At 73.5% G+C, this 20,291-nt stretch carries 15 protein-coding genes; 7 read left to right on the plus strand and 8 right to left on the minus strand.

Translation table 11 applies throughout. The features are described 5' to 3' along the window. Positions 1–384 precede the first annotated feature (384 nt). From ACZ52R_RS17665 to ACZ52R_RS17680, 4 genes are all read right to left on the minus strand, one after another. Entirely contained in the window at positions 385–1,059 is a 675-nt protein-coding gene (locus tag ACZ52R_RS17665; RefSeq protein ID WP_465753699.1) for a nucleoside/nucleotide kinase family protein, read from the minus strand. A 55-nt stretch (positions 1,060–1,114) separates the two neighbouring features. Beyond that, on the minus strand, positions 1,115–2,077 hold the full coding sequence (locus tag ACZ52R_RS17670; protein WP_465753700.1) for a S66 peptidase family protein: 963 nt from the start codon (positions 2,075–2,077) through the stop codon (positions 1,115–1,117). Between the two features lie 166 nt (positions 2,078–2,243). Then, the gene (gene trpS, locus ACZ52R_RS17675; RefSeq protein WP_465753749.1) at positions 2,244–3,302 is read right to left on the minus strand and encodes a tryptophan--tRNA ligase; all 1,059 of its coding nucleotides are present in this window, start codon (positions 3,300–3,302) and stop codon (positions 2,244–2,246) included. A 240-nt stretch (positions 3,303–3,542) separates the two neighbouring features. After that, entirely contained in the window at positions 3,543–3,680 is a 138-nt protein-coding gene (locus ACZ52R_RS17680) for a hypothetical protein (RefSeq protein WP_360497213.1), read from the minus strand. Here ACZ52R_RS17680 and ACZ52R_RS17685 point away from each other — a divergent pair. Further along, positions 3,658–4,287 carry an ABC transporter substrate-binding protein gene (locus ACZ52R_RS17685; RefSeq protein WP_465753701.1) on the plus strand — a complete coding sequence of 210 codons (630 nt, stop codon included), beginning with the start codon at positions 3,658–3,660 and terminating at the stop codon, positions 4,285–4,287. The genes ACZ52R_RS17680 and ACZ52R_RS17685 overlap by 23 nt on opposite strands. A gap of 317 nt (positions 4,288–4,604) precedes the next feature. Further along, entirely contained in the window at positions 4,605–5,870 is a 1,266-nt protein-coding gene (locus ACZ52R_RS17690; RefSeq protein ID WP_465753702.1) for a DNA polymerase III subunit gamma/tau domain-containing protein, read from the plus strand. Positions 5,871–5,951: 81 nt separating this feature from the next. Here the strand turns inward: ACZ52R_RS17690 and ACZ52R_RS17695 are convergent, their stop codons facing one another. After that, on the minus strand, positions 5,952–6,497 hold the full coding sequence (locus tag ACZ52R_RS17695; protein WP_465620589.1) for an NUDIX hydrolase: 546 nt from the start codon (positions 6,495–6,497) through the stop codon (positions 5,952–5,954). 123 nt (positions 6,498–6,620) lie between these two features. On the opposite strand from ACZ52R_RS17695, the gene ACZ52R_RS17700 reads away from it, so the two are divergent. Next, positions 6,621–7,592 carry an ATP-grasp domain-containing protein gene (locus ACZ52R_RS17700; RefSeq protein ID WP_360497201.1) on the plus strand — a complete coding sequence of 324 codons (972 nt, stop codon included), beginning with the start codon at positions 6,621–6,623 and terminating at the stop codon, positions 7,590–7,592. Between the two features lie 112 nt (positions 7,593–7,704). Here ACZ52R_RS17700 and ACZ52R_RS17705 read toward each other — a convergent pair whose 3' ends face one another. Together ACZ52R_RS17705 and ACZ52R_RS17710 are read right to left on the minus strand one after the other, a co-directional pair. Continuing rightward, a complete protein-coding gene (locus ACZ52R_RS17705) occupies positions 7,705–11,763 on the minus strand; it encodes an ABC transporter ATP-binding protein (protein ID WP_465753703.1) in 4,059 nt (1,352 codons plus the stop codon). Between the two features lie 291 nt (positions 11,764–12,054). Beyond that, entirely contained in the window at positions 12,055–12,741 is a 687-nt protein-coding gene (locus ACZ52R_RS17710) for an SACE_7040 family transcriptional regulator (protein ID WP_465663469.1), read from the minus strand. Positions 12,742–12,874: 133 nt separating this feature from the next. On the opposite strand from ACZ52R_RS17710, the gene ACZ52R_RS17715 reads away from it, so the two are divergent. From ACZ52R_RS17715 to ACZ52R_RS17730, 4 genes are all read left to right on the plus strand, one after another. Then, positions 12,875–14,587, plus strand: coding sequence for a carboxyl transferase domain-containing protein (locus tag ACZ52R_RS17715; protein WP_465753704.1), 1,713 nt, complete (start codon positions 12,875–12,877; stop codon positions 14,585–14,587). A 140-nt stretch (positions 14,588–14,727) separates the two neighbouring features. After that, the gene (locus tag ACZ52R_RS17720; RefSeq protein ID WP_465753705.1) at positions 14,728–17,028 is read left to right on the plus strand and encodes an acetyl/propionyl/methylcrotonyl-CoA carboxylase subunit alpha; all 2,301 of its coding nucleotides are present in this window, start codon (positions 14,728–14,730) and stop codon (positions 17,026–17,028) included. Beyond that, positions 17,025–18,017 (plus strand): hydroxymethylglutaryl-CoA lyase, encoded by a 993-nt coding sequence (locus ACZ52R_RS17725; RefSeq protein WP_465753706.1) that lies wholly within the window; start codon positions 17,025–17,027, stop codon positions 18,015–18,017. The genes ACZ52R_RS17720 and ACZ52R_RS17725 overlap by 4 nt, the downstream gene beginning before the upstream one ends. 184 nt (positions 18,018–18,201) lie before the next feature. Next, positions 18,202–19,392, plus strand: a complete 1,191-nt coding sequence (locus ACZ52R_RS17730) for an acyl-CoA dehydrogenase family protein (RefSeq protein ID WP_360497184.1) — start codon at positions 18,202–18,204, stop codon at positions 19,390–19,392. 211 nt (positions 19,393–19,603) lie between these two features. On the opposite strand, the gene ACZ52R_RS17735 is transcribed toward ACZ52R_RS17730, so the two are convergent. After that, entirely contained in the window at positions 19,604–20,143 is a 540-nt protein-coding gene (locus ACZ52R_RS17735; protein ID WP_465753707.1) for a universal stress protein, read from the minus strand. Between the last annotated feature and the right edge of the window lie 148 nt (positions 20,144–20,291).

Raw genomic sequence — 20,291 nt, forward strand, 5'->3', positions numbered from 1 at the left:
GCGTTGACTTTTGGCACGCTGTTGAGTTCTCAAGGAACGGACGCTTCCTTCGGACCGCCTTCCAGCGGACCCTCCGGGCTTCGTTCTTTCGTGTTCCCAGCTTATCAGATGTTTTCCGCTCCGTTTCCGGGGCTTCGTTCATCCAACTCGCCGGTGTCTTCCGGGGCTTGACGCCCTGTCCGACGTTTCAAACTCTAGCCGATCCCCGCTCCGAAAAGCGAATCCAGCCGCAATCCGATAAAACGAACACGCCGAATTAAGAACCGAGCCGCGACGCACAAATGCAGACGCAACCCAGCCCGAACCTGGGAAGTGGTGTTTCAGAGGATTGGCCGCCCCGGGACCGTCCGCGCCGATGCGTGTCCGGTGCTCCCTGCCGAGCGACTAGAGAACACTACGCCTGTCCGGCGCCGGAGGCAAACCGGTCCCGGGGACGGTCCGGATGCAGAGCGCCCGGCCGGGTTTCACGTACTCGCCGTTGGGGTGGTCGTTGCCGGTGACCCACTGGTGGGCGGTGGTTTCGTCGCGGCCGCCGGCGCGGTGGCGGCCGAGCAGGCGCTCCTCGCGGACGGCGTCGTCGGTGTGGACGTACCAGAGTTCGCGCAGCAGGCGGCGGGCGTCCGGCCAGGGGGAGTCGGCGGAGGCGAGGTAGTTGCCTTCGGTGATGACGAGCCGGCTCTGCGGGCGGACCACGTGGCGGGCGGCGACCGGTTCGTCCAGGGTGCGGTCGAAGTCCGGGACGTAGATGTCCTGGAAGCGGTCGGCGGCGATGCGGCGCAGCAGGGCGACGTAGCCGTGGGCGTCGAAGGTGGCCGGGGCGCCCTTGCGGTGGGTCAGACCGAGGCGGTCGAGCTGGGCGCCGGAGAGGTGGAAGCCGTCGAGCGGGACGTAGGCGGCGGTGCCGGGTCCTTCGGCGCGCTCGACCTCGGCGACCAGGTGGCGGGCCAGGGTGGACTTGCCGGCGCCCGGCGGGCCGGCAAGTCCGAGGATCGTACGGGCGTTGCTGCCCTGGCCGCGGAGGAAGCCGAGGGCGAGGGCGGTGAGGCGGTCCTCGTTCATGGCCGCACCTTACTCACCGGGTGTCCGCGGAACCGGGCGTTCGATGACGCTGCGGTCAGCGGGGCCGCTCGGCCAGCGCGGGCAGGTCCAGGGTGAGCGTGCCGGCGTCGGCGTCGAGCAGGGCGGGGACGCCCAGCGGGACGGTGAGGGTGGAGGGGCAGTGTCCGAACCCCAGTTCCCAGAGCACCGGTATGCCGAGCCCACCGAGCCGGTCGAGCATCAGCTCGCGGATCCGCTCGGGCCGCCCGCAGCCCTCCCAGGAGCCGAGGGCGATGCCGGCCACGCCGTCGAGGGCGCCGGAGCGCAGGAACTGGGTGAGGAGGCGGTCGAGCTGGTACGGGTGTTCGTTCACGTCCTCGAGCACGAGGATGCTGCCCGCGTACGTGGGTCGGGCGGCGGGAGTGCCGCGCTCGGCGGCGAGGACATGGGCGCATCCTCCGGCGGTGACACCGCGGGCCCGGCCGGGGATGAGCGGTGCGGCGGTGGCCGAGGTGAGGACCGTGGTCGTGGCGGGGTCGAAGAGGGTGCGGCGCAGGTGTTCGGCGGTGGGGCCGTCGGAGATGAAGGAGCCGGCGGCGGCCATCGGCCCGTACAGGGTGGCGAGGCCGAGGCGCTGGGCGAAGGCCTCGTGCAGGGAGCTGACGTCGCTGAATCCGATGAAGGGCTTGGGTGCGGCGGCGCGCATCGCCGTCCAGTCGAGCAGGTCGACCATGCGGTGCACGCCGTAGCCGCCGCGGGCGCAGATGACGGCGTCGACGGTGGGGTCGAGCCAGGCGTTCTGGAGGTCGGCCGTGCGGTCGGCGTCGGTACCGGCGAGGTAGACGAGGGTGGGGTGGGTGTCGAGGACGTGCGGGGCGACGGTGACCCGCAGTCCCCAGGAGTGGAGGATCGCGCAGCCGGCGGTGAGGCGTTCGGAGTCGATCGGGCCGCTGGGGGCGACGACGACGATGTGGTCGCCGGGGCGCAGGTGCGGCGGGCGGGTCAGCCCCTGGCCGGGTGTGGTCGGGTTCTGGTCCATGGGCCGGGCCGCCTTTCGGGCGCGGGAGCGGGGTAGGGCACGGGCGGCCGCGATGTGGTCGCGGCCGCCCGGTGACGATATGCCCTCGCATCGTTACGCCGATGTCTGCGGGTCGGCGCCCAAGGGACGGCACCCGCGAGACGCGGCCCCGCCGGGTGATGGCCCTTCAGATCACCGCGCCCATCACCTCTCGGACCTCCGCCAGGGTGGCGTCCGCGACGGCGTTGGCGCGTTCGGCGCCGTCGCGCAGGACCTGCCGCAGGTGGCCGCGGTCGGCGGCGAGTTCGGCGCGGCGGGCGCGCAGCGGGCGGAGGTACTCGTTGACGGACTCGGTGACGACGCGCTTGAGCACGGCGGCTCCACCGTCGCCGATCTCCTCGGCGACGGCCTCGGGGGCGCGGTCCTGGCAGAGCGCGGCGAGCAGGACGAGGCTGGACACCTCGGGCCGGTCGACAGGGTCGTAGCCGATGCGGCGGTCGGCGTCGGTCCTGACGCCGCGGAAAATCCGGGCGGTCTCGTCCTCGGTGGCGCCGAGGGCGACGGCGTTGCCCCGGCTCTTGCTCATCTTTCCGCCGTCGGTGCCGAGCAGCATCGGGGCGTCGGAGAGCAGGGCCTGCGGGCGGGGGAAGACGGCGCTGCCGTCGGCGTGCGGGTAGCGCTCGTGGAAGCGGCGGGCGATGGTGCGGGCGACTTCGAGGTGGGGCAGCTGGTCCTGGCCGACCGGGACGAGGTCGGCCTTGCAGAAGAGGATGTCGGCGGCCTGGTGGACGGGGTAGGTGAACATCAGTCCGCTGACGGCGGACTGGCGGGAGTGGGCGATCTCGTCCTTGACGGTGGGGTTGCGGTTCAGTTCGGCGACGCTGACCAGGCTGAGGAACGGCAGCAGCAGCTGGTTGAGGGCGGGGACGGCACTGTGGGCGAAGATCGTGGCCCGCTCGGGGTCGAGGCCGGCCGCGAGGTAGTCGAGGACGAGGTTCTCGGTGTGCTCGGCGAGCCGGTCGGCGAGGTCGCGGTCGGTGATGACCTGGTAGTCGGCGACCACGACGAACATCTCGACGCCCTGGTCCTGCAGCCGGACGCGGTTGCGCAGGGTGCCGAAGTAGTGGCCGAGGTGGAGCGGGCCGGTGGGGCGGTCCCCGGTGAGGACGCGGTGGGCGGTCGGGTCGTCGATGAGCGCGGGATCGGCGCCGGCAGCGGCGGCGGTAGCGGCGCCGGGCTCGGCCACGGCAGTGGCGGCGGCGGTGGCAGCGGCTGCGGTGTCGGCAGTGGCGATGGTCTCGACGGTCACGGTTTCTCCTCGGTACGGCGGTGGTGGCGGCCGTCCGGGGCGAGGGGCCCGTCCCGCGGGAGAGCGGGGAAACGCAACAGGGCCGTCCATCCCGGACGGCCCTGGTCAGGCGAGTGCTGGTGGCCGTCCTAGGACGGCCACCAGCACAGGCCCACGAAGCGCTTCATGCGCTCAAGATTAGCGTCGTTCCACCACCAGCGCGGGGGTTTCCTTGCGCAGCGTCTCGCCGCGGAGGAACTCCGGCCGCACCAGGCCGTAGCCGGTCATCAGCGCGGCGCCGAGCAGCCTCAACTTGGAAGCGATCGCCGCACTCAAGCCGGACCTCATCCTCGGTCGCCAACTGCGCACCCAGGACCAGTACGCGCAACTGTCCAAGATCGCCCCGACCGTCTTCTCACTGCGCCCCGGCTACCCCTGGAAGCAGAACTTCCTGCTCAACGCGAGCACGTTCGGCCTGGAAGCCGAGGCCAAGACGCAGCTCGACGACTACCAGGCGGCGGCCACCGCGATCGGCGCCAAACTCGGCGACATGTTCGGCGACAAGCGGCCCACCATCACGCCGCTGCGCCTCATGCCGGGCCGCACCCGGCTCTACGCCAAGCCCTCCTTCAACGGCACCATCCTCACCGACGTGCCGCTGCCGCAGCCGCAGATCGAGCAGGTCAAGGAGCTCGCGGTCGAGGTCAGCCCGGAGCAGATCGACAAGGCCGACGCCGACTGGATCTTCTACGGCGTGTACGGCAGCCCCGGTTCGACCAACCAGGACGCGATGCTGGGCGGCGCCCTCGGGAAGACGCTCGGAGCGGTCAAGTCCGGTCAGGCCCGGCCGGTTTCGGACGAGACGTGGTTCCTCGGGCTCGGCGTCATGGCGGCGAACGCGGTGCTCGCCGACCTCAAGGGGCTTGTCGCACCCGGCAGTTGATCTGGCATCCCGGGAAGGGGCGAGGTGGCGCGGCCGTGATACCGCGGACGTGGCGCCACGGCGGTGCGACGACGGCGTGGTGGTGATCCCTTGGTGGCGCCTTGGTGGTGCCTTGGCGATCTCACGACGATCTCGCGACGGTTGCCGAAGTGATCTCACGATGATCTCCGCAGGGGTCCCCCAGTGATCCCCCAGTGATCCCGCAGCGGGCTCGCGATGGTCCCGCGGTGGTCTCGCGCACACCGCCGGGTTCGGCGCTTGGAGCTGGTCGCGCGGTGCGGGAGGATCGTCGAGACCGTCCCCCGAAGGGCCCGCCGATGACCTCGCTCCACCCCGCCCCGACCGATCCGTCCTTGCCCGGCCCGCCGGGGGACAGCGCCGGATCCCCACCCCCACCCGCCGTACCCGGGACGGCCGCCACGGCCGCCCCGATGTGCTCGATCGCGACCGCCGCCGAGGCCGGCGCGTCCGCGTCCGGTTCCTCCGGCGGGGTGATCCGCCAGGGCTCCCTGTCCCGTCACGACTCGGTGCCGCAGCCGCGCAGCCGGGACGACGCGGATGCGTACGTCCTCCCGGCAGCAGCCCCCGCGACGGATCACTCCACCACGGACGGCGATCCGACCGCGGCGCGCCTCCGGGCGGCGTTCGCCGAACGGCTGCGGGCCGCACGCGCCCAGGGCCGCTCGGTCGCCGAGCTGGCGGCCGCGTGCCGTCGGCCGGTCGCGGAGGTACGGGCGCTGCTCGGTGAGGCGGCCGGGGACGGTGCGGATACGTTCGCGCCCGCGCCCGTCCGTGACCACGGCCAGGACGGGGAGGCCGGAGGCGGGACCGAGACCGACGGCGGTGCCGAGGTCGGCGGGGAGGCTGAGGCCGAGGTCGGGTTCGTCCGTTTCCCGCCGGTCACCGCGCCGGAGGGCGGCCTGCCCACGCGGGCGGCGCGTCCGGTACGAGAAGAGCTGTGGCCCATGGGGTCCCGGCGGCCGTCGCCCTCGCGCCGACTGCGCCGGATGCACCCGCAGGCCACCCCGAGCGGACAGGAGGCGACCGCACGGGAGACGGCCGCGACCGGCCCGGCCGGCGTGGGCCTCCCGGGTGCCGCCGCGTGGACGGGTGAACTCGCCGGTACGGCAGGGACGGTGGCGGATCGGGTGCCGTTCGGGGCCGGCACCGCGACCGCGATCACCCCCGACACCGGTGCCGACGCCGGCGCCCCCGGCACCGAGGCGCCGCACGCCGAACCACCGCGTGCCGAACCACCGCTCGGGATCCTGATCGGCGGCAGCCCCGGTCAGCCCGAGGCTGTCGGCCGGCCCGAGGAGAGGGCACCGGTCCGGGTGGCGGCCGAGCCGATCCGGGTCGGGCGCGGCACCAGCCTGGTGGTGCTGCCCTCCTGGCGCCCCGCCATCGCCGTCTCGGTGTCGACCGAGCAGCTGCTGTACGCGACCGGGCTCGGCTTCGAGCAGCTCGCCGACGCCCGGCTGACGGTGCTGATGAACCCGAGCGCGCTGCACGACCGGGAGCTGGAACTGCACGGTTGGGAGCCCGGTCCGGCCACGCGCGGCCGGCGCGGCGGGCGGTCCTGAGGCAGTCCTCGGGCCGGTTCCCGAACCTGGGTCGACGGCCGGCGGTGGGCGGGTTGGAGGCCGGCGGCTATCGGTCGGCGGTCAGCGGACCACCGGGGCGTTCGGGATGTACCCGAGGTCGACGGGCACCGGCGGGCGTCCGTCCACGGCCCAGCCCTGGCGGACGGAGTCCAGCAGTTCCGGCAGCCGGGGCGGCCACAGCGCGTCGGCGTTCTCGTCGGCGAGGTCGGCCGGGGTCCACCAGCGCCAGTCGAGGATCCGGTCGACGGCGTGCACCGCGCTGACGTCGCCGACCGGGCCGCGGTGCGGTCCGCCGGTGAGGTAGATGTGCTCGTGCTGGCGGACCGGGGTGCCGTGCCAGGTGAAGTCGTGTTCCCAGGTGCAGAGCAGCGGGCCGGGTTCGAGGTCGGTCCAGCCGGTCTCCTCCCCCAGCTCGCGCCGGGCGCCCTCCCACGGGGACTCGCCCGGTTCCAGTCCGCCGCCCGGCATGGTCCAGTGGACGCCGACCTCGTCGTTGTCCGAACGGAGCAGGAACACCGAGCCGTTCTCGTCCAGGACCACCGTGCGGGCGGCCTGCCGGGGCACGCGCTTGTGGGGGCGGAGCAGATTGCGCATCGGATTTCGCATCGGATCACTCTCGCAGCGGCCGCCGGGGGCGTCGAGCGGATTCGACACTCCGGTCCGGCGGACGAGAGCTCCGAACCGCCCGGCGCGGCGCGGGACCTGTCCGTTCGCCGTACCCTGACGGCCATGCCCGTACCCGCGATCATCTTCCCCGCCGATCCGCTCAACCCGCGCCGGCCCGATCCGCACTTCGCCTGGGAGGCCAGGCTGCTGCGGGAGTTGGGCGGCGAGCACCACCTGGTCGACCACGACGCGCTGCTCGCCGGGCAGGCCGAGGAGGCGGTCCGGCGGGTGCCGCAGGACAGCGGCCCGCTCTGGTACCGGGGTTGGATGCTCCCCTCGGCCCGGTACGCCGACTTCGCCACCGCGCTCACCGCCCGGGGCGGCAACCTGCTGACCAGCGCGCCCGGTTACGCGGCGGCGCACGAACTGCCCGGCTGGTACGGCGTGTTCGAGGGGGCGACCCCGGCCAGTGCGTGGATCCCGTCCGACGGGCCGGTGGCGCCTGACCCGACGGAGCTGGCAGCGGCCGTGGCCCGGCTCGGCGGGAGCGGCCCGGCGATCGTCAAGGACTACGTGAAGTCGCGCAAGCACGAGTGGCACGAGGCCTGCTACGTACCCGAGTTGGCAGACCTGCGGGCCGTCGGCCGGGTGGTGGAGCGGTTCGTCGAGCTGCAGGGCGAGTTCCTGGCCGGCGGGGTGGTGCTGCGGCGGTACGAGGAGTTCGAGCGCGCCGCCGGTGCCGCGGAGGATGCCGAGGGCCAAGCGGGCGACGGCCCGGGTACGGGCGGGCGGCCGGATGCGGGCGACGGACCCGGTGCGGGCGGGCGGGCCGTCGAGGCGCGGGTGTGGTGGCTGGACGGCCGGCCGATCCTGGTCGGACCGCACCCGGACGCCCCGCGCCGGAACGTCGAGCCCGACCTCACCGACGTCCGGGCGCTGGTCCGGACGCTCGGCTGCCGCTTCATCACCACCGACCTCGCCAGCCGGGCCGACGGCTCCGGCTGGCGGGTGGTCGAGGTCGGGGACGGACAGGTGAGCGACCTGCCGCGGGGCATCGACCCGTCGGGATTGCTGACCTCGCTGATCGCCGCCTGACGGCCCATGCGTGCCGGGCCGTCAGGCGGATTCGGGGCGGGCGGCCTCCCCAGGCAGGCAGCCTCCCCCAGCGCAGGCAGCCTCCCGTGCGAGCGGCCCCCGGCCTGGCGGCCTACCCGGCGGCGACGGTCTCGACCGCCGGGTGGCCGTCCGCGATGAACGCCTGCCAGAGCCGGGCGTACGTGCCGCCCCGGGCGAGCAGTTCGGTGTGGGTGCCGTCCTCGACCACCCGGCCGTGGTCCAGCACGATCACCCGGTCGGCGCGCTCGGCGGTGGTCAGGCGGTGGGCGATGACCAGGGTGGTGCGACCGCCGCTGAGCCGGTCCGCGGCGTGGTTGACGGCCGCTTCGGTGGCCAGGTCGAGCGCCGCGGTGGCCTCGTCGAGCAACAGGATGTCCGGGTCGACCAGTTCGGCCCGGGCCAGCGCGATCAGCTGGCGCTGGCCCGCCGAGAGGTTGCGGCCGCGGCCGGCCACCTCGTGGCCGTAGCCGCCCGACAGCCGGACGATCATGTCGTGCGCGCCGACCGCCCGGGCCGCCGCCTCCACCTCGGCGGCCGATGCGTCCGGCCGGCCGTACGCGATCGCCTCGCGGACCGTGCCCGCGAACAGGTAGGCCTCCTGCGGTACCACGCCCAGGCGGTGGCGGTACTGCGCCAGGTCGTAGCGGGTGAGGTCGACCCCGTCGACCCGGACGGTGCCCTCGGTCGCGTCGTAGAACCGGGCGACCAGCTTCACCAGCGTCGACTTCCCGGCGCCGGTCTCGCCGACCAGCGCCACCGTCTGCCCGGCCGGGATGTGCAGGTTCACGTCGGCCAGCACGGTCGGGGCGCCGTCCGCGCCGCCGTTGTAGGCGAAGCCGACCCCGTCGAAGTCGATCTCGCCGCGCAGCCCCTTGGGCACCGGGACCGGGTCGGCCGCCTGGGCCGTGGTGGTCGGGGTGCGCAGCAGCTCGCCGATCCGGCCGAGGCCCACCGAGGCCTGCTGGTAGCCGTCGAAGACCTGGGACAGCTGGTTGACCGGCGCGAAGAACAGGTCGATGTAGAGCAGGTACGCGACCAGCGCGCCGACCGTCAGCGTCCCGGCGTCGACCCGGGCCGCGCCGACGATCAGTACCAGCGCGGCCGCCACGCTGGAGAGGAACTGGACGAACGGGAAATACAGCGAGATGTACAGCTGCGCGCGGACCCGGGCCTCGCGGTAGGCGATGCCGCGCGCCACGAAGCGGTCGGTGTTGGTGTCCAGGCGGCGGAAGGCCTGGACGATCCGCATGCCGGCCACGTTCTCCTGCAGGTCGGCGTTGACGGCGCTGATCAGGTCACGGGAGCGCTCGTACTGGTCCTTGGACTTCCTGCGGAACACCAGCGTGGCGATGACCAGCAGCGGCAGCACGGCGAAGACCACCAGGGCCAGGCCGGCGTCGATGATCAGCAGGGCCGCGAAGATCCCGGCGAAGGTCAGCAGGCTGACCACGGCGGTGACCATGCCGGTCTGCAGGAAGGACGTCAGCGAGTCCAGGTCGGTGGTCATCCGGGTCATGATCCGGCCGGTCAGCTCACGCTCGTAGTAGTCCAGGCCGAGCCGGTTGAGGTGGGCGAAGATCTTGAGCCGGAGCGTGTAGAGGACCCGCTCCCCGGTGCGGCCGCTGACCCGGTTCTCGGCGCCCTGCACCAGCCAGTCCAGCAGCACCACGACCAGCGCGGTGAGCGAGGCCACCGCCACCCCGGACATCAGGCCCTTGCGGACACCCTCGTCGATGCCGTGCCGGATCAGCACCGGCAGGACCAGGCCGGCCGCCGCGTCCAGGGCGACCAGCAGGAGGGCGATGAGCAGCGGGGCGCGGAAGGGGCGCAGCAGGCGGCTCAGGGCGAAGTCGGAGTCGCCGGCCTCCGCCTCGGTGCGGGAGACGGCCGGGGTGTCGGTGGCGGGCGGGAGGGCGGCGACCTTGGCCAGCAGGTCCGGGTCGGCGGTGCGGGCGGCCTTGGCCAGGGCGGGGGTGGGGAGGTCGGGGACGCTCGGGGCGGGCTGCGGTCCGGCCTGCGCCTCGCTCTGCGGTCCGGCCTGCGGTTCGGCTCGTGCTTCGGCTTGCGCCTCGGCTCGGGCTTCGGTCTGCGCTTCAGCCGGTTTCCCGGTCGGCGTCGCGGAGGCGGGGTGCTGGGTGGCGCGGCCCGCCTCCGGGTCGGTGATCAGGGCCCGGTACTGGGGACATCGGGCCTCGAGTTCCTCGTGCGTCCCGATGTCCAGCAGCCGGCCGCGGTCGAGGACGGCTATCCGGTCGGCGAGCTGGAGGGTCGACCGGCGGTGGGCGATCAGCAGCGTGGTGCGACCGGTCATCACCGAGCGCAGCGCGTCGTGGATCTCCGCCTCGACCTGCGGGTCCACCGCCGAGGTGGCGTCGTCCAGCAGCAGGATCCGGGGGTCGGTGAGGATCGCCCGGGCCAGGGCGATGCGCTGGCGCTGGCCGCCGGAGAGAGTCAGGCCCTGCTCGCCGACCTTGGTCTCGTAGCCGTCCGGGAGCTCGCGGACGAACTCGTCGGCTTGGGCGGCGCGCGCGGCGGCGACGATCTGCTCGTCCGTGGCGTCCGGGCGGCCGTAGGCGATGTTGGTGCGGACCGACTCGGAGAAGAGGAAGCTCTCCTCGGGGACGATGCCGACCGTCGCGCGGACCGAGTCCAGGGTGAGGTCGCGCAGGTCGTGGCCGTAGAGGCGGACGGTACCGGCGGCCGGGTCGTAGAAGCGGGGCACCAGCTGGGCCACCGTCGACTTGCCCGAGCCGGAGGCGCCGACCACGGCGAGGGTCTCGCCGGGGGCCAGCTTCAGGCTGAGGCCGTGCAGGACGGGGGCGGGGTGCTCGGGGTCGTAGCGGAACTCGACCCGGTCGAACTCCAGGGCGACGTCGGGGGTCCGGGGGCCGACGGTGGCGCCGTGCGCGGTGTCACCCTGTCGGGTGGTGCCGTGCGGGGAGCCGTCCTGCTGCCGGGTGCCGTCCTGTTGCCGGGTGCCGCTCTGCCGCGCGGTGCCGTCCTCCGCGAGATCCAGGGTGAGCGCGTCCGGGCGCTCCTGGACCAGCGGGCGCTCGTCGATCAACTGCAGGACGCGCTCCACGCCCGCCCGGGCCTGCTGGCCGACCGTGATGATCATGGTCAGCATCCGCACCGGGCCGGTCATCTGTGCGACGTACGTCGAGAAGGCGACGAAGGTGCCGAGCGTGACCCGGCCGTCGACCGCCAGCCAGCCGCCGAAGGCCAGAACGGCGACCTGGGCGAGGGCCGGAACCGCCTGCATCGCCGGGTTGTAGCGGGCGTTGAGCCGGATCGAACGCAGCCGGGCGGCGAACAGGTTGTGGGAGGCCTGCTCCAGCTTGTCCAGCTCCTGCGCCTCCTGGCCGAAGCCCTTGACCACACGGACGCCGCCGATCGCGCCGTCCACCACGCCCGCGACCTCGGCCGCCTCCTGCTGGGCGGCCCAGGTCGAGGGGAACAGGCGCTTGCGGCTGAACGCGGAGACCCACCACAGCGCGGGCGCCATGACCAGGGCGACCAGGGTGAGCGGCGGGGACAGCCAGACCATCACGACCAGCGACATCCCGAACATCAGCAGGTAGCCGGTCATCATCGGCACCATCGAGAGCAGGCCGTTGACCAGCTGGAGGTCCGAGGTCGCGCGCCCGACCACCTGGCCGGTGTCCAGCCGGTCCTGGCGGTGGCCGTCGAGCCGGCCGAGCGAGCGGAACAGGTCGCTGCGCAGGTCGTGCTGGACGTCCAGGGCGAGCTGGCCGCCGTAGTACCGACGGACCTGGGTGCAACCGAAGACCACGGCGGCGGCCACCAGCAGCACCACTGCCCAGGGGGTCAGCGAGCGGGTGTGGGCGATGATGACGTCGTCGATGATCAGCTTGGTGACCAGCGGCACCAGCGCGGTGACGGCCATGCCGAGGAGTGAGGCACCGAAGGCGAGCAGCAGGCTGCGGCGGGACCGCCAGCTGTAACCGACCAGGCGGCGCAGCCAGCCGGCGGGCTCGGTGCGCCCGTCGGTGGCGTCCGCTCCGGTGGCGTCCCCTCCGGTGGCGTCCGCTCCCGCGGCGTGCTCGTCGACGGGGACCTCCGGGGTCGTCGGACCGGCCGGTGTGCCGCTCGGGGATTGCTCCACCGTGGATCCGTGAGTCTCAGACATATTTAGGGATGCTAACCATTTCGTCGAGTGGCCGCCACGACGTTTCCGACCCGGGTGGTTCGGGGCGGGTCGAAACAGCCCGGATCGTCCGGTCCGGTGGACGGGGCAACAGCCTGCGGCCGACGGAGATTCCCGATCGGACCTCCGCACGGCCGGCATGGACCACCGCCCGCATCCAGGATCACCCACCGCCCGTCGAACGCCCAGCGGCCGGGGGTGGGCCGGCCCCGTTCTTTCGGCCTAGGCCTCCGGGCGGGGAGTGAGCGCGGGACTCGCCGCTCGCGGGCTCGCTCAGCCGCTCGCGGAAGCCGAGCCCGGGGTGGCCGCGTCCGCGGCAGCCGAGCCCGCGGTGGCCGCGTCCGCGGCAGCGGCGAACGCGCCGTGGGCGAGGGTGTGCAGCAGGGCGGCCATTCCGTCGCGCTGAAGACCGGACCGTTCGCCCTGGCCGGGGTGCGAGCCGAGGCTGTGCGGGGTCGAGTTGATCAGGCCGAAGACGGCGTGCACGGCGGCACGCGCCACCGGCTCGGCGGCGGGGTCGGCCAGCGGCGGGTAGGCCTGCCGGACCACGTCCACCCACAGCTCGACGTAGCCGCGCTGGAGCCGGCGGACGGTGCGGCGGTCCTCCTCCTTGAGGTTCAGCAGCTCGCGGTCGTGCAGCGTGATCAGGTCGCGGTCGTTCAGGGCGAAGTCGACGTGGCCGCCGATCAGCGCGTCCAACGCGGCGGCCGGACCGTCGCCACCGCCCGCCCGGCGGCGCCCCTCCTCCAGCAGGCGCTCGCTGATGCCGATCAGCAGGTCGGCGAGCATCGCGTCCTTGCCGGCGAAGTGACGGTAGAGGCCGGGGCCGCTGATCCCGACGGCTTTGCCGATCTCGTCCACGCCCACGCCGAGGAAGCCCCGGGCGGCGAACAGCCGGGCGGCCTCCCGGCGGATCTGGTCGCGGCGTGGGAGCGCGGAGGCTGCGGGGACGTTCGGCATGCCGCCCATCGTAGACAGTCGGGTTATCGGCCGTTAACCTGGGCGGCGTAAGTTAACGTTAATTAACGTGGGATTCCAAGGGCGCACCACATCCGGCGCCCACCTGGTGCCGAGGGCAAGGGAGCTCTTGGGAATGGTCATCTCAACCGCCGGTGTACCCACCGGCGTCCCGTTCAGCGCAGCGAACGGCACCGGAGCGGTGCCGACAGCCGTACCGCCCGGAGCCGCCGCACCGGCGCCCCGGCTCGGCACCGCCGTCGACCCGGGCTCCGCGGCCTACCGCGCCAACACCGACGCGCACCAGGAGCTGGTCGCCGAGCTGCGCGCGAAGCTCGACGCGGCCGCCCTGGGTGGCGGCGCCAAGGCCCGCGCCCGGCACACCTCGCGCGGCAAGCTCCTCCCCCGCGACCGGGTGGACACCCTGCTGGACCCGGCCTCGCCCTTCCTGGAGCTGGCCCCGCTGGCCGCCGACGGAATGTACGACGGGGCGGCGCCCGCGGCCGGGGTGATCGCCGGCATCGGCCGGGTCGCCGGACGCGAGGTGGTGGTGGTCGCCAACGACGCCACCGTCAAGGGCGGCACCTACTACCCGATGACGGTGAAGAAGCACCTGCGCGCCCAAGAGGTCGCGCTGGAGAACCGGCTGCCCTGCGTCTACCTGGTGGACTCCGGCGGCGCCTTCCTCCCCATGCAGGACGAGGTCTTCCCGGACCGCGACCACTTCGGCCGGATCTTCTACAACCAGGCCAGGCTCTCCGCCGCGGGCATCCCGCAGATCGCCGCGGTGCTCGGCTCCTGCACGGCCGGCGGCGCGTACGTCCCGGCGATGAGCGACCAGGCCGTGATCGTCCGCAACCAGGGCACGATCTTCCTGGGCGGTCCGCCGCTGGTGAAGGCCGCCACCGGCGAGGTGGTCACCGCCGAGGAGCTGGGCGGCGGCGACCTGCACTCCCGCACCTCGGGCGTGACGGACCACCTGGCCGAGGACGACGCCCACGCGCTCTCCATCGTCCGCACGATCGTCGCCGGCCTCGGACCGCGCGCGGCCAAGCCCTGGCCGCTCACCCCGGTCGAGCCGCCGGCGGTGGACCCGGCGGGCCTGTACGGGGCTGTCCCGGTCGACCCGCGCACGCCCTACGACGTGCGCGAGGTGATCGCCCGGCTGGTGGACGGCAGCCGCTTCGCCGAGTTCAAGGCCGAGTACGGCGCGACCCTGGTCACCGGCTTCGCCCGGATCCACGGCCACCCGGTCGGCATCGTCGCCAACAACGGCGTGCTGTTCTCCGAGTCCGCCCTCAAGGGCGCCCACTTCATCGAGTTGTGCGACCAGCGCGGCATCCCCCTCCTCTTCCTGCAGAACATCACCGGCTTCATGGTGGGTCGGCAGTACGAGGCGGGCGGCATCGCCAAGCACGGCGCCAAGATGGTCAACGCCGTCGCCTGCACCCGCGTCCCGAAGCTGACCGTGGTGATCGGCGGCTCGTACGGAGCCGGCAACTTCTCGATGTGCGGCCGGGCCTACTCACCCCGCTTCCTGTGGATGTGGCCGGGCGCCAAGATCTCCGTGATGGGCGGTGAGCAGGCGGCCTCCGTCCTCGCCACCGTTCGCCGCGACCAGCTCGAGGCGCACGGCGAGCAGTGGCCGGCCGAGGCGGAGGAGGAGTTCAAGCGCCCCGTCCGCGAGCAGTACGAGCGCCAGGGCAACGCCTACTACGCCTCCGCCCGGCTCTGGGACGACGGTGTGATCGACCCGATGGACACCCGCACCGTCGTCGGCCTCGCGCTCACCGCCTGCGCCAACGCCCCGCTGGCGCCGCCCGCCCCGTACGGCGTCTTCCGCATGTGATCCCTCCTCATGGCGCCCCTGCGTTCGTGACCCCTCCCTTCCGGGTGTGACGTCCACGGCGCCGGTCCGGAACCGGGCCGGCGCCCGACCGCCCGCCACCTCCTTCGTACGGCTCCCCTCGACCCGGAGGAACGCCTCCCATGTTCGACACAGTTCTGGTCGCCAACCGCGGCGAGATCGCCCTCCGGGTGATCCGCACCCTGCGGCGGCTCGGCGTCCGCTCGGTCGCCGTGTTCAGCGACGCGGACGCCGACGCTCCGCACGTCCGCGAGGCGGACGTCGCGGTCCGGCTCGGCCCGGCCGACCGCAGCGACAGCTCGGCGGCCGAGACCTACCTGCGGACCGACCAGATCCTCGCCGCCGCCCGCCGCACCGGCACCCAGGCCGTCCACCCCGGCTACGGCTTCCTCGCCGAGAACGCCGGCTTCGCCCGCGCCTGCGCCGACGCGGGCCTCGTCTTCATCGGACCACCTCCCGGTGCGGTCGAGCTGATGGGCGACAAGATCAACGCCAAGGAGGCCGTCCGGGCCGCCGGCGTCCCGGTGGTTCCCGGCAGCCAGGCCACCGCGCCCACCGACGAGGAGCTCGTCGCCGCCGCCGACGAGATCGGCTACCCCGTGCTGCTCAAGCCGTCCGCCGGCGGCGGCGGCAAGGGCATGCGCCTCGTGCGGGACCGGGCCGACCTGCCCACCGAGATCGCCGCCGCCCGCCGCGTCGCCCGCACCGCCTTCGGCGACGACACCCTGCTGCTGGAGCGCTGGGTCGACCGGCCGCGCCACATCGAGGTGCAGGTGCTGGCCGACGCCCGCGGCACCACCGTCCACCTCGGCGAGCGCGAGTGCAGTCTGCAGCGCCGCCACCAGAAGCTGATCGAAGAGGCTCCCTCCGTTCTCCTCAATGCCGAGACCCGCGCCGCGATGGGCGCCGCGGCCGTCCGCGCCGCGGAGTCCTGCGGCTACACCGGGGCCGGCACCGTGGAGTTCATCGTCCCCGGCATCGACCCGGACGCCCCCGCCTCCGCCACCGCCGACGACGGGGTGCGGGACTTCTTCTTCATGGAGATGAACACCCGTCTCCAGGTGGAACACCCCGTCACCGAACTCGCCGTCGCCGTCGGCCCCGACTCGACCCGGCTCGACCTGGTCGAGTGGCAGCTTCGCGTCGCCGCCGGTGAACCGCTCTCCTTCACCCAGTCCGACATCTCCTTCCTGGGCCACGCCATCGAGGCCCGCATCTGCGCCGAGGACCCGGAACGGGACTTCCTGCCCACCGGCGGCCGCATCCTCACCCTGGACGAGCCCCGGGGCGAGGGCATCCGCGTCGACTCCGGAGTCGCCCCCGGAACCGTCGTCACCAGCGCCTACGACCCCATGCTCGCCAAGGTCATCGCGTACGGGCCCGACCGCCCGACCGCGCTGCGCCGGCTCCGCGCCGCGCTGGCCGACACCCGCATCCTGGGCGTCACCACCAACACCGGGTTCCTGCGCCGGCTCCTCGCACACCCCGAGGTCGTCGCCGGCCGACTGGACACCGGTCTGGTGGAGCAGACCGCCCAGCAGCAGCCGGCCCTGCTCACCGCGCCGTACTCCCCCGTCAACGCGAGCGCCCCGGCCGAGGCCGCGACGCCCGCCCACCCCGGGAACGGGACCGACGCCGCAGCGGCCGAACCGCCGTCGCCCGCCCACCTCCTCTACTACGCGGCCGCGCTGGCACGGCACCTGGAACTCACCCCGACCGCCACCACCGGCGGCTGGACCGACCCGTTCTCCCTTCCCTCCGGCTGGCGCCTGAGCGGCACCCCCGCCTGGACCACCCACCGACTCCGTACCCCCGGCCAGGATCCGGTCTCGCTGCGCATCCGTTCGATCACTGCGAGCAACGTAGTCGATGCCACTGACAATTCCGCCGGGCTCACCCGCGAGGTGGAGCTCCGGCTCGGCGACGGCCCGGTGCACCGGGCCCGCGCGACCCTGGCCGGCGACCGGCTGCACCTGACCGTCGACGGCCTGCAGACCACGTTCTCGCTGGCCACCGACGCCACCCCCGGCCTCGCCGCCGGACCGGTGACCTGGCTCGGCATCGAGGGCGACGCCTGGCCGCTGCACGCCTACGACCCGGTCGTCGAGAGCGCCGCCGGGGCCGGCGCCCACCACGGCGCCCTGACCGCCCCGATGCCCGGCACCGTCACCGTCGTCAAGACCACGGCGGGCGAGACGGTCCGCAAGGGCCAGCCCCTGCTCGTGCTGGAGGCCATGAAGATGGAACACGTGATCGCCGCACCGCACGACGGCGTGGTGGCGGAACTGCGGGCCACCGCCGGCGCCACCGTCGCCATGGAGGACCTGCTGGTCGTGGTCACCCCGGTCGAGGAGGCCCCGACCGGGGGACCCGCGGCCGGAGCGGCCGCCGCCCCCGCCGAGCCCGCGGAGGTGCGGTCATGACCACCCCCGCCCCCGCCCACGAGCCCGACGCCCTCGACCTGGGCCTGCCCGACCCCGTCCGCGCCCCCGGACTGCCCGAGGAGGTCCGGATCCACGAGGTCGGTCCGCGCGACGGCCTGCAGAACGAGAGCGCCCTGGTGCCGGTCGAGGTCAAGGCCGAGTTCATCGCCCGGCTCGCCGCCGCCGGCCTGCGCACCATCGAGGCCACCAGCTTCGTGCACCCGAAGTGGGTGCCGCAGCTGGCCGACGCCGAGGAGCTGATGCCCAGGCTCGCCGACCTGCCGGAGCGCCACCCCGGCCTGCGGCTGCCGGTCCTGGTGCCCAACGAGCGCGGCCTGGACCGCGCGCTCGCCCACCGCGCCGGCGACATCGCGGTGTTCGCCAGCGCCACCGAGACCTTCGCCCGCCGCAACCTCAACCGCTCGGCGGACGAGGCCATGGCGATGTTCCGCCCGGTCGTGACGCGGGCCACCGAGGCCGGGGTCGCGGTCCGCGGCTACCTCTCGATGTGCTTCGGCGACCCGTGGGAGGGGCCCGTCCCGGTCCCGCAGGTGGTGCGCTACGGCGTGCAGCTGCTGGAGATGGGCTGCTCGGAGCTGAGCCTCGGCGACACCATCGGCGTGGCCACCCCGGGCCAGGTGAGCGCCCTGCTGACCGGCTTCGCCCGGGCCGGGGTCCCGGCCGACCGGCTCGCCGTGCACTTCCACGACACCTACGGCCAGGCGCTCAGCAACACCCTGGCGGCGCTGCGCGAGGGCGTCACCACGGTGGACGCCTCGGCGGGCGGCCTGGGCGGCTGCCCGTACGCGAAGAGCGCCACCGGCAACCTGGCCACCGAGGACCTGGTCTGGATGCTGCACGGGCTCGGCATCCGGACCGGCGTGGACCTGCGCGCCCTGGTCGCGACCAGCGGCTGGATGGCCGAGCGCCTCGGCCGCCCCAGCCCCTCCCGCACCGTCCAGGCGCTGCTCGGCGCCGCCCGGGGCTGACCGCCCCGCCCCCGTTCCGGCGCCGGCCGCGCCCCGTACGATCCGGCCGGCGCCACGCACCACGCCCGTCCCGCACCGCTCATCCCTCAATCACACCGTGCGACCGTCGGATCGTCAGACGGACGCCCGGTCGTCCCGTTCACGCCCGCGGCCGGCCCGGCCGGGCATCAGGAGGATCATCACCATGCTCGACCACCGGATCAGCAGCGAGTACGAGGAACTCCGGCGCACCGTCGCCGAGTTCGCCCAGGACGTGGTGGCGCCGAAGATCGGCGAGCTCTACGAGCGGGAGGAGTTCCCCTACGAGATCGTCCGCGAGATGGGCCGGATGGGGCTCTTCGGCCTGCCCTTCTCGGAGGAGTACGGCGGCATGGGCGGCGACTACTTCGCCCTCGGCCTCGTCCTGGAGGAGCTCGCCCGCGTCGACTCCTCGGTCGCGATCACGCTGGAGGCCGCCGTCTCGCTCGGCGCGATGCCGATCTACCGCTTCGGCACGGAGGCGCAGAAGCGCGAGTGGCTGCCCCGGCTGACCTCCGGCGAACTCCTCGGCGCCTTCGGCCTCACCGAGCCCGAGGGCGGCTCGGACGCCGGGGCCACCCGCACCACCGCGCGGTACGACGAGACCACCGACGAGTGGGTCATCAACGGCACCAAGTGCTTCATCACCAACTCCGGCACCGACATCACCGGTCTGGTCACCGTCACCGCGCTCACCGAACCGATCGCTCGTTCGAGTGAAGAAGGCGAATTCCGCTCGCCCACGCGGGAGATCTCCTCCATCATCGTGCCCACCGGGACCCCCGGGTTCCAGGTCTCGAAGAAGTACTCGAAGGTCGGGTGGAACGCATCCGACACCCGCGAACTGTCCTTCACCGACTGCCGCGTTCCCGCGGCCAACCTGCTGGGCGAGCGTGGCCGAGGCTACGCCCAGTTCCTGCGGATCCTCGACGAGGGCCGCATCGCGATCGCGGCCCTGGCCACCGGCCTGGCCCAGGGCTGCGTCGACGAGTCCGTGAAGTACGCCGGCGAGCGCCGGGCCTTCGGCCGGCCGATCGGCGCCAACCAGGCCATCCAGTTCAAGCTTGCCGACATGGAGCTGCGCGCCCACACCTCCCGCCTGGCCTGGCGGGACGCCGCCTCCCGGATGCTGCACGGTGAACCGTTCAAGAAGGAGGCCGCGATCGCGAAGCTGTACTCGTCCGAGGCCGCCGTCGACAACGCCCGCGAGGCGACCCAGATCCACGGCGGGTACGGCTTCATGAACGAATTCCCGGTCGCCCGATTCTGGCGCGACAGCAAGATCCTGGAAATCGGGGAGGGCACGTCCGAGGTCCAGCGCATGCTCATCGCCCGGGAGCTCGGCGTCACCTCGTGACCGCACGCTGGTGACCGGCGCGGTCGCGACGGCACCTTCGTGACCGTTACGTCGCCGTCGCGGTCGTGACCGTCGCGGTCGTGGTCGCTGCGGTCACGTCCTGAGCCGAGCCCTCCGGGTCAACGCCCCGCTCCGCAACCGGTGTTGCGGAGCGGGCCACGGCGGAGGAGGCAACAGGAGGAGACGACCGGAACAACCCTCGGGCGAACCCTCAGGGGATCACGATCACCGGGCGGTTGGCCCGCCGCGCCAGCCGTCCGGAGACCGAGCCGAAGATCTTGCCGAGCAGGCCGTGCGTCGTGCCGACGACGATCGCGTCTGCGGCGTACTCGCGGCCGACCTCCTCGATCTCGTGGCAGATGTCGCCACCGCGCTCGATCAGGATCCACGGCACCCCGGCGAGGAAGTCCGCGCAGGCGAGCTCCAGGCCGAGGACCTCGGTCCGATGGTCGGGGAGGTCGACGAAGACGGGAGGTTCACAGCCTGCCCAGACCGTGGCGGGCAGACGGTTGGCGACGTGCACGATCACCAGGCCGCACTGCGAACGGCGCGCCATCCCGACCGCGTAGGCGAGGGCGCGCTCGCTCGACAGCGAGCCGTCGAAGCCGACCACCACACCGTGCTGGAACGTCGGGTCGAGAGGCGGCGCGGGAGTGTCCTGCGCCGAGGGCTCGGTGCGCCCGCCGAACGCGTCGGCCGCGCCGGAGGCCGCCTCGGGACGCTCCGCGCCCGGGCCCAGGCGGCCCGTCACCGGAGACCCCGCAGGGTCGGCCGGGGGCTCGCCACGCCGCTGGCGGGGCCCTGAGCGGTCACGGCGGGCGAGGTTGCCACGGCGGGCGAGGCCGCGCAGGGCGCGTCCGAGGCCCTGGACGCCATCTCCCCCGGTCGCGGCGCCCGCG

The organism is Kitasatospora sp. NPDC034023 (genome assembly GCF_055575795.1).

Bases quoted from the DNA above. Each gene is read 5' to 3' on its own strand.
- ACZ52R_RS17670 (WP_465753700.1), bottom strand. From the start codon at position 2,077: ATGGACCAGAACCCGACCACACCCGGCCAGGGGCTGACCCGCCCGCCG.
- ACZ52R_RS17730 (WP_360497184.1), top strand. From the start codon at position 18,202: ATGCTCGACCACCGGATCAGCAGCGAGTACGAGGAACTCCGGCGCACC.
- ACZ52R_RS17715 (WP_465753704.1), top strand. From the start codon at position 12,875: ATGGTCATCTCAACCGCCGGTGTACCCACCGGCGTCCCGTTCAGCGCA.
- ACZ52R_RS17700 (WP_360497201.1), top strand. From the start codon at position 6,621: ATGCCCGTACCCGCGATCATCTTCCCCGCCGATCCGCTCAACCCGCGC.
- ACZ52R_RS17710 (WP_465663469.1), bottom strand. From the start codon at position 12,741: ATGCCGAACGTCCCCGCAGCCTCCGCGCTCCCACGCCGCGACCAGATC.
- ACZ52R_RS17690 (WP_465753702.1), top strand. From the start codon at position 4,605: ATGACCTCGCTCCACCCCGCCCCGACCGATCCGTCCTTGCCCGGCCCG.
- ACZ52R_RS17665 (WP_465753699.1), bottom strand. From the start codon at position 1,059: ATGAACGAGGACCGCCTCACCGCCCTCGCCCTCGGCTTCCTCCGCGGC.
- ACZ52R_RS17725 (WP_465753706.1), top strand. From the start codon at position 17,025: ATGACCACCCCCGCCCCCGCCCACGAGCCCGACGCCCTCGACCTGGGC.
- ACZ52R_RS17720 (WP_465753705.1), top strand. From the start codon at position 14,728: ATGTTCGACACAGTTCTGGTCGCCAACCGCGGCGAGATCGCCCTCCGG.
- ACZ52R_RS17705 (WP_465753703.1), bottom strand. From the start codon at position 11,763: ATGTCTGAGACTCACGGATCCACGGTGGAGCAATCCCCGAGCGGCACA.
- ACZ52R_RS17695 (WP_465620589.1), bottom strand. From the start codon at position 6,497: ATGCGAAATCCGATGCGCAATCTGCTCCGCCCCCACAAGCGCGTGCCC.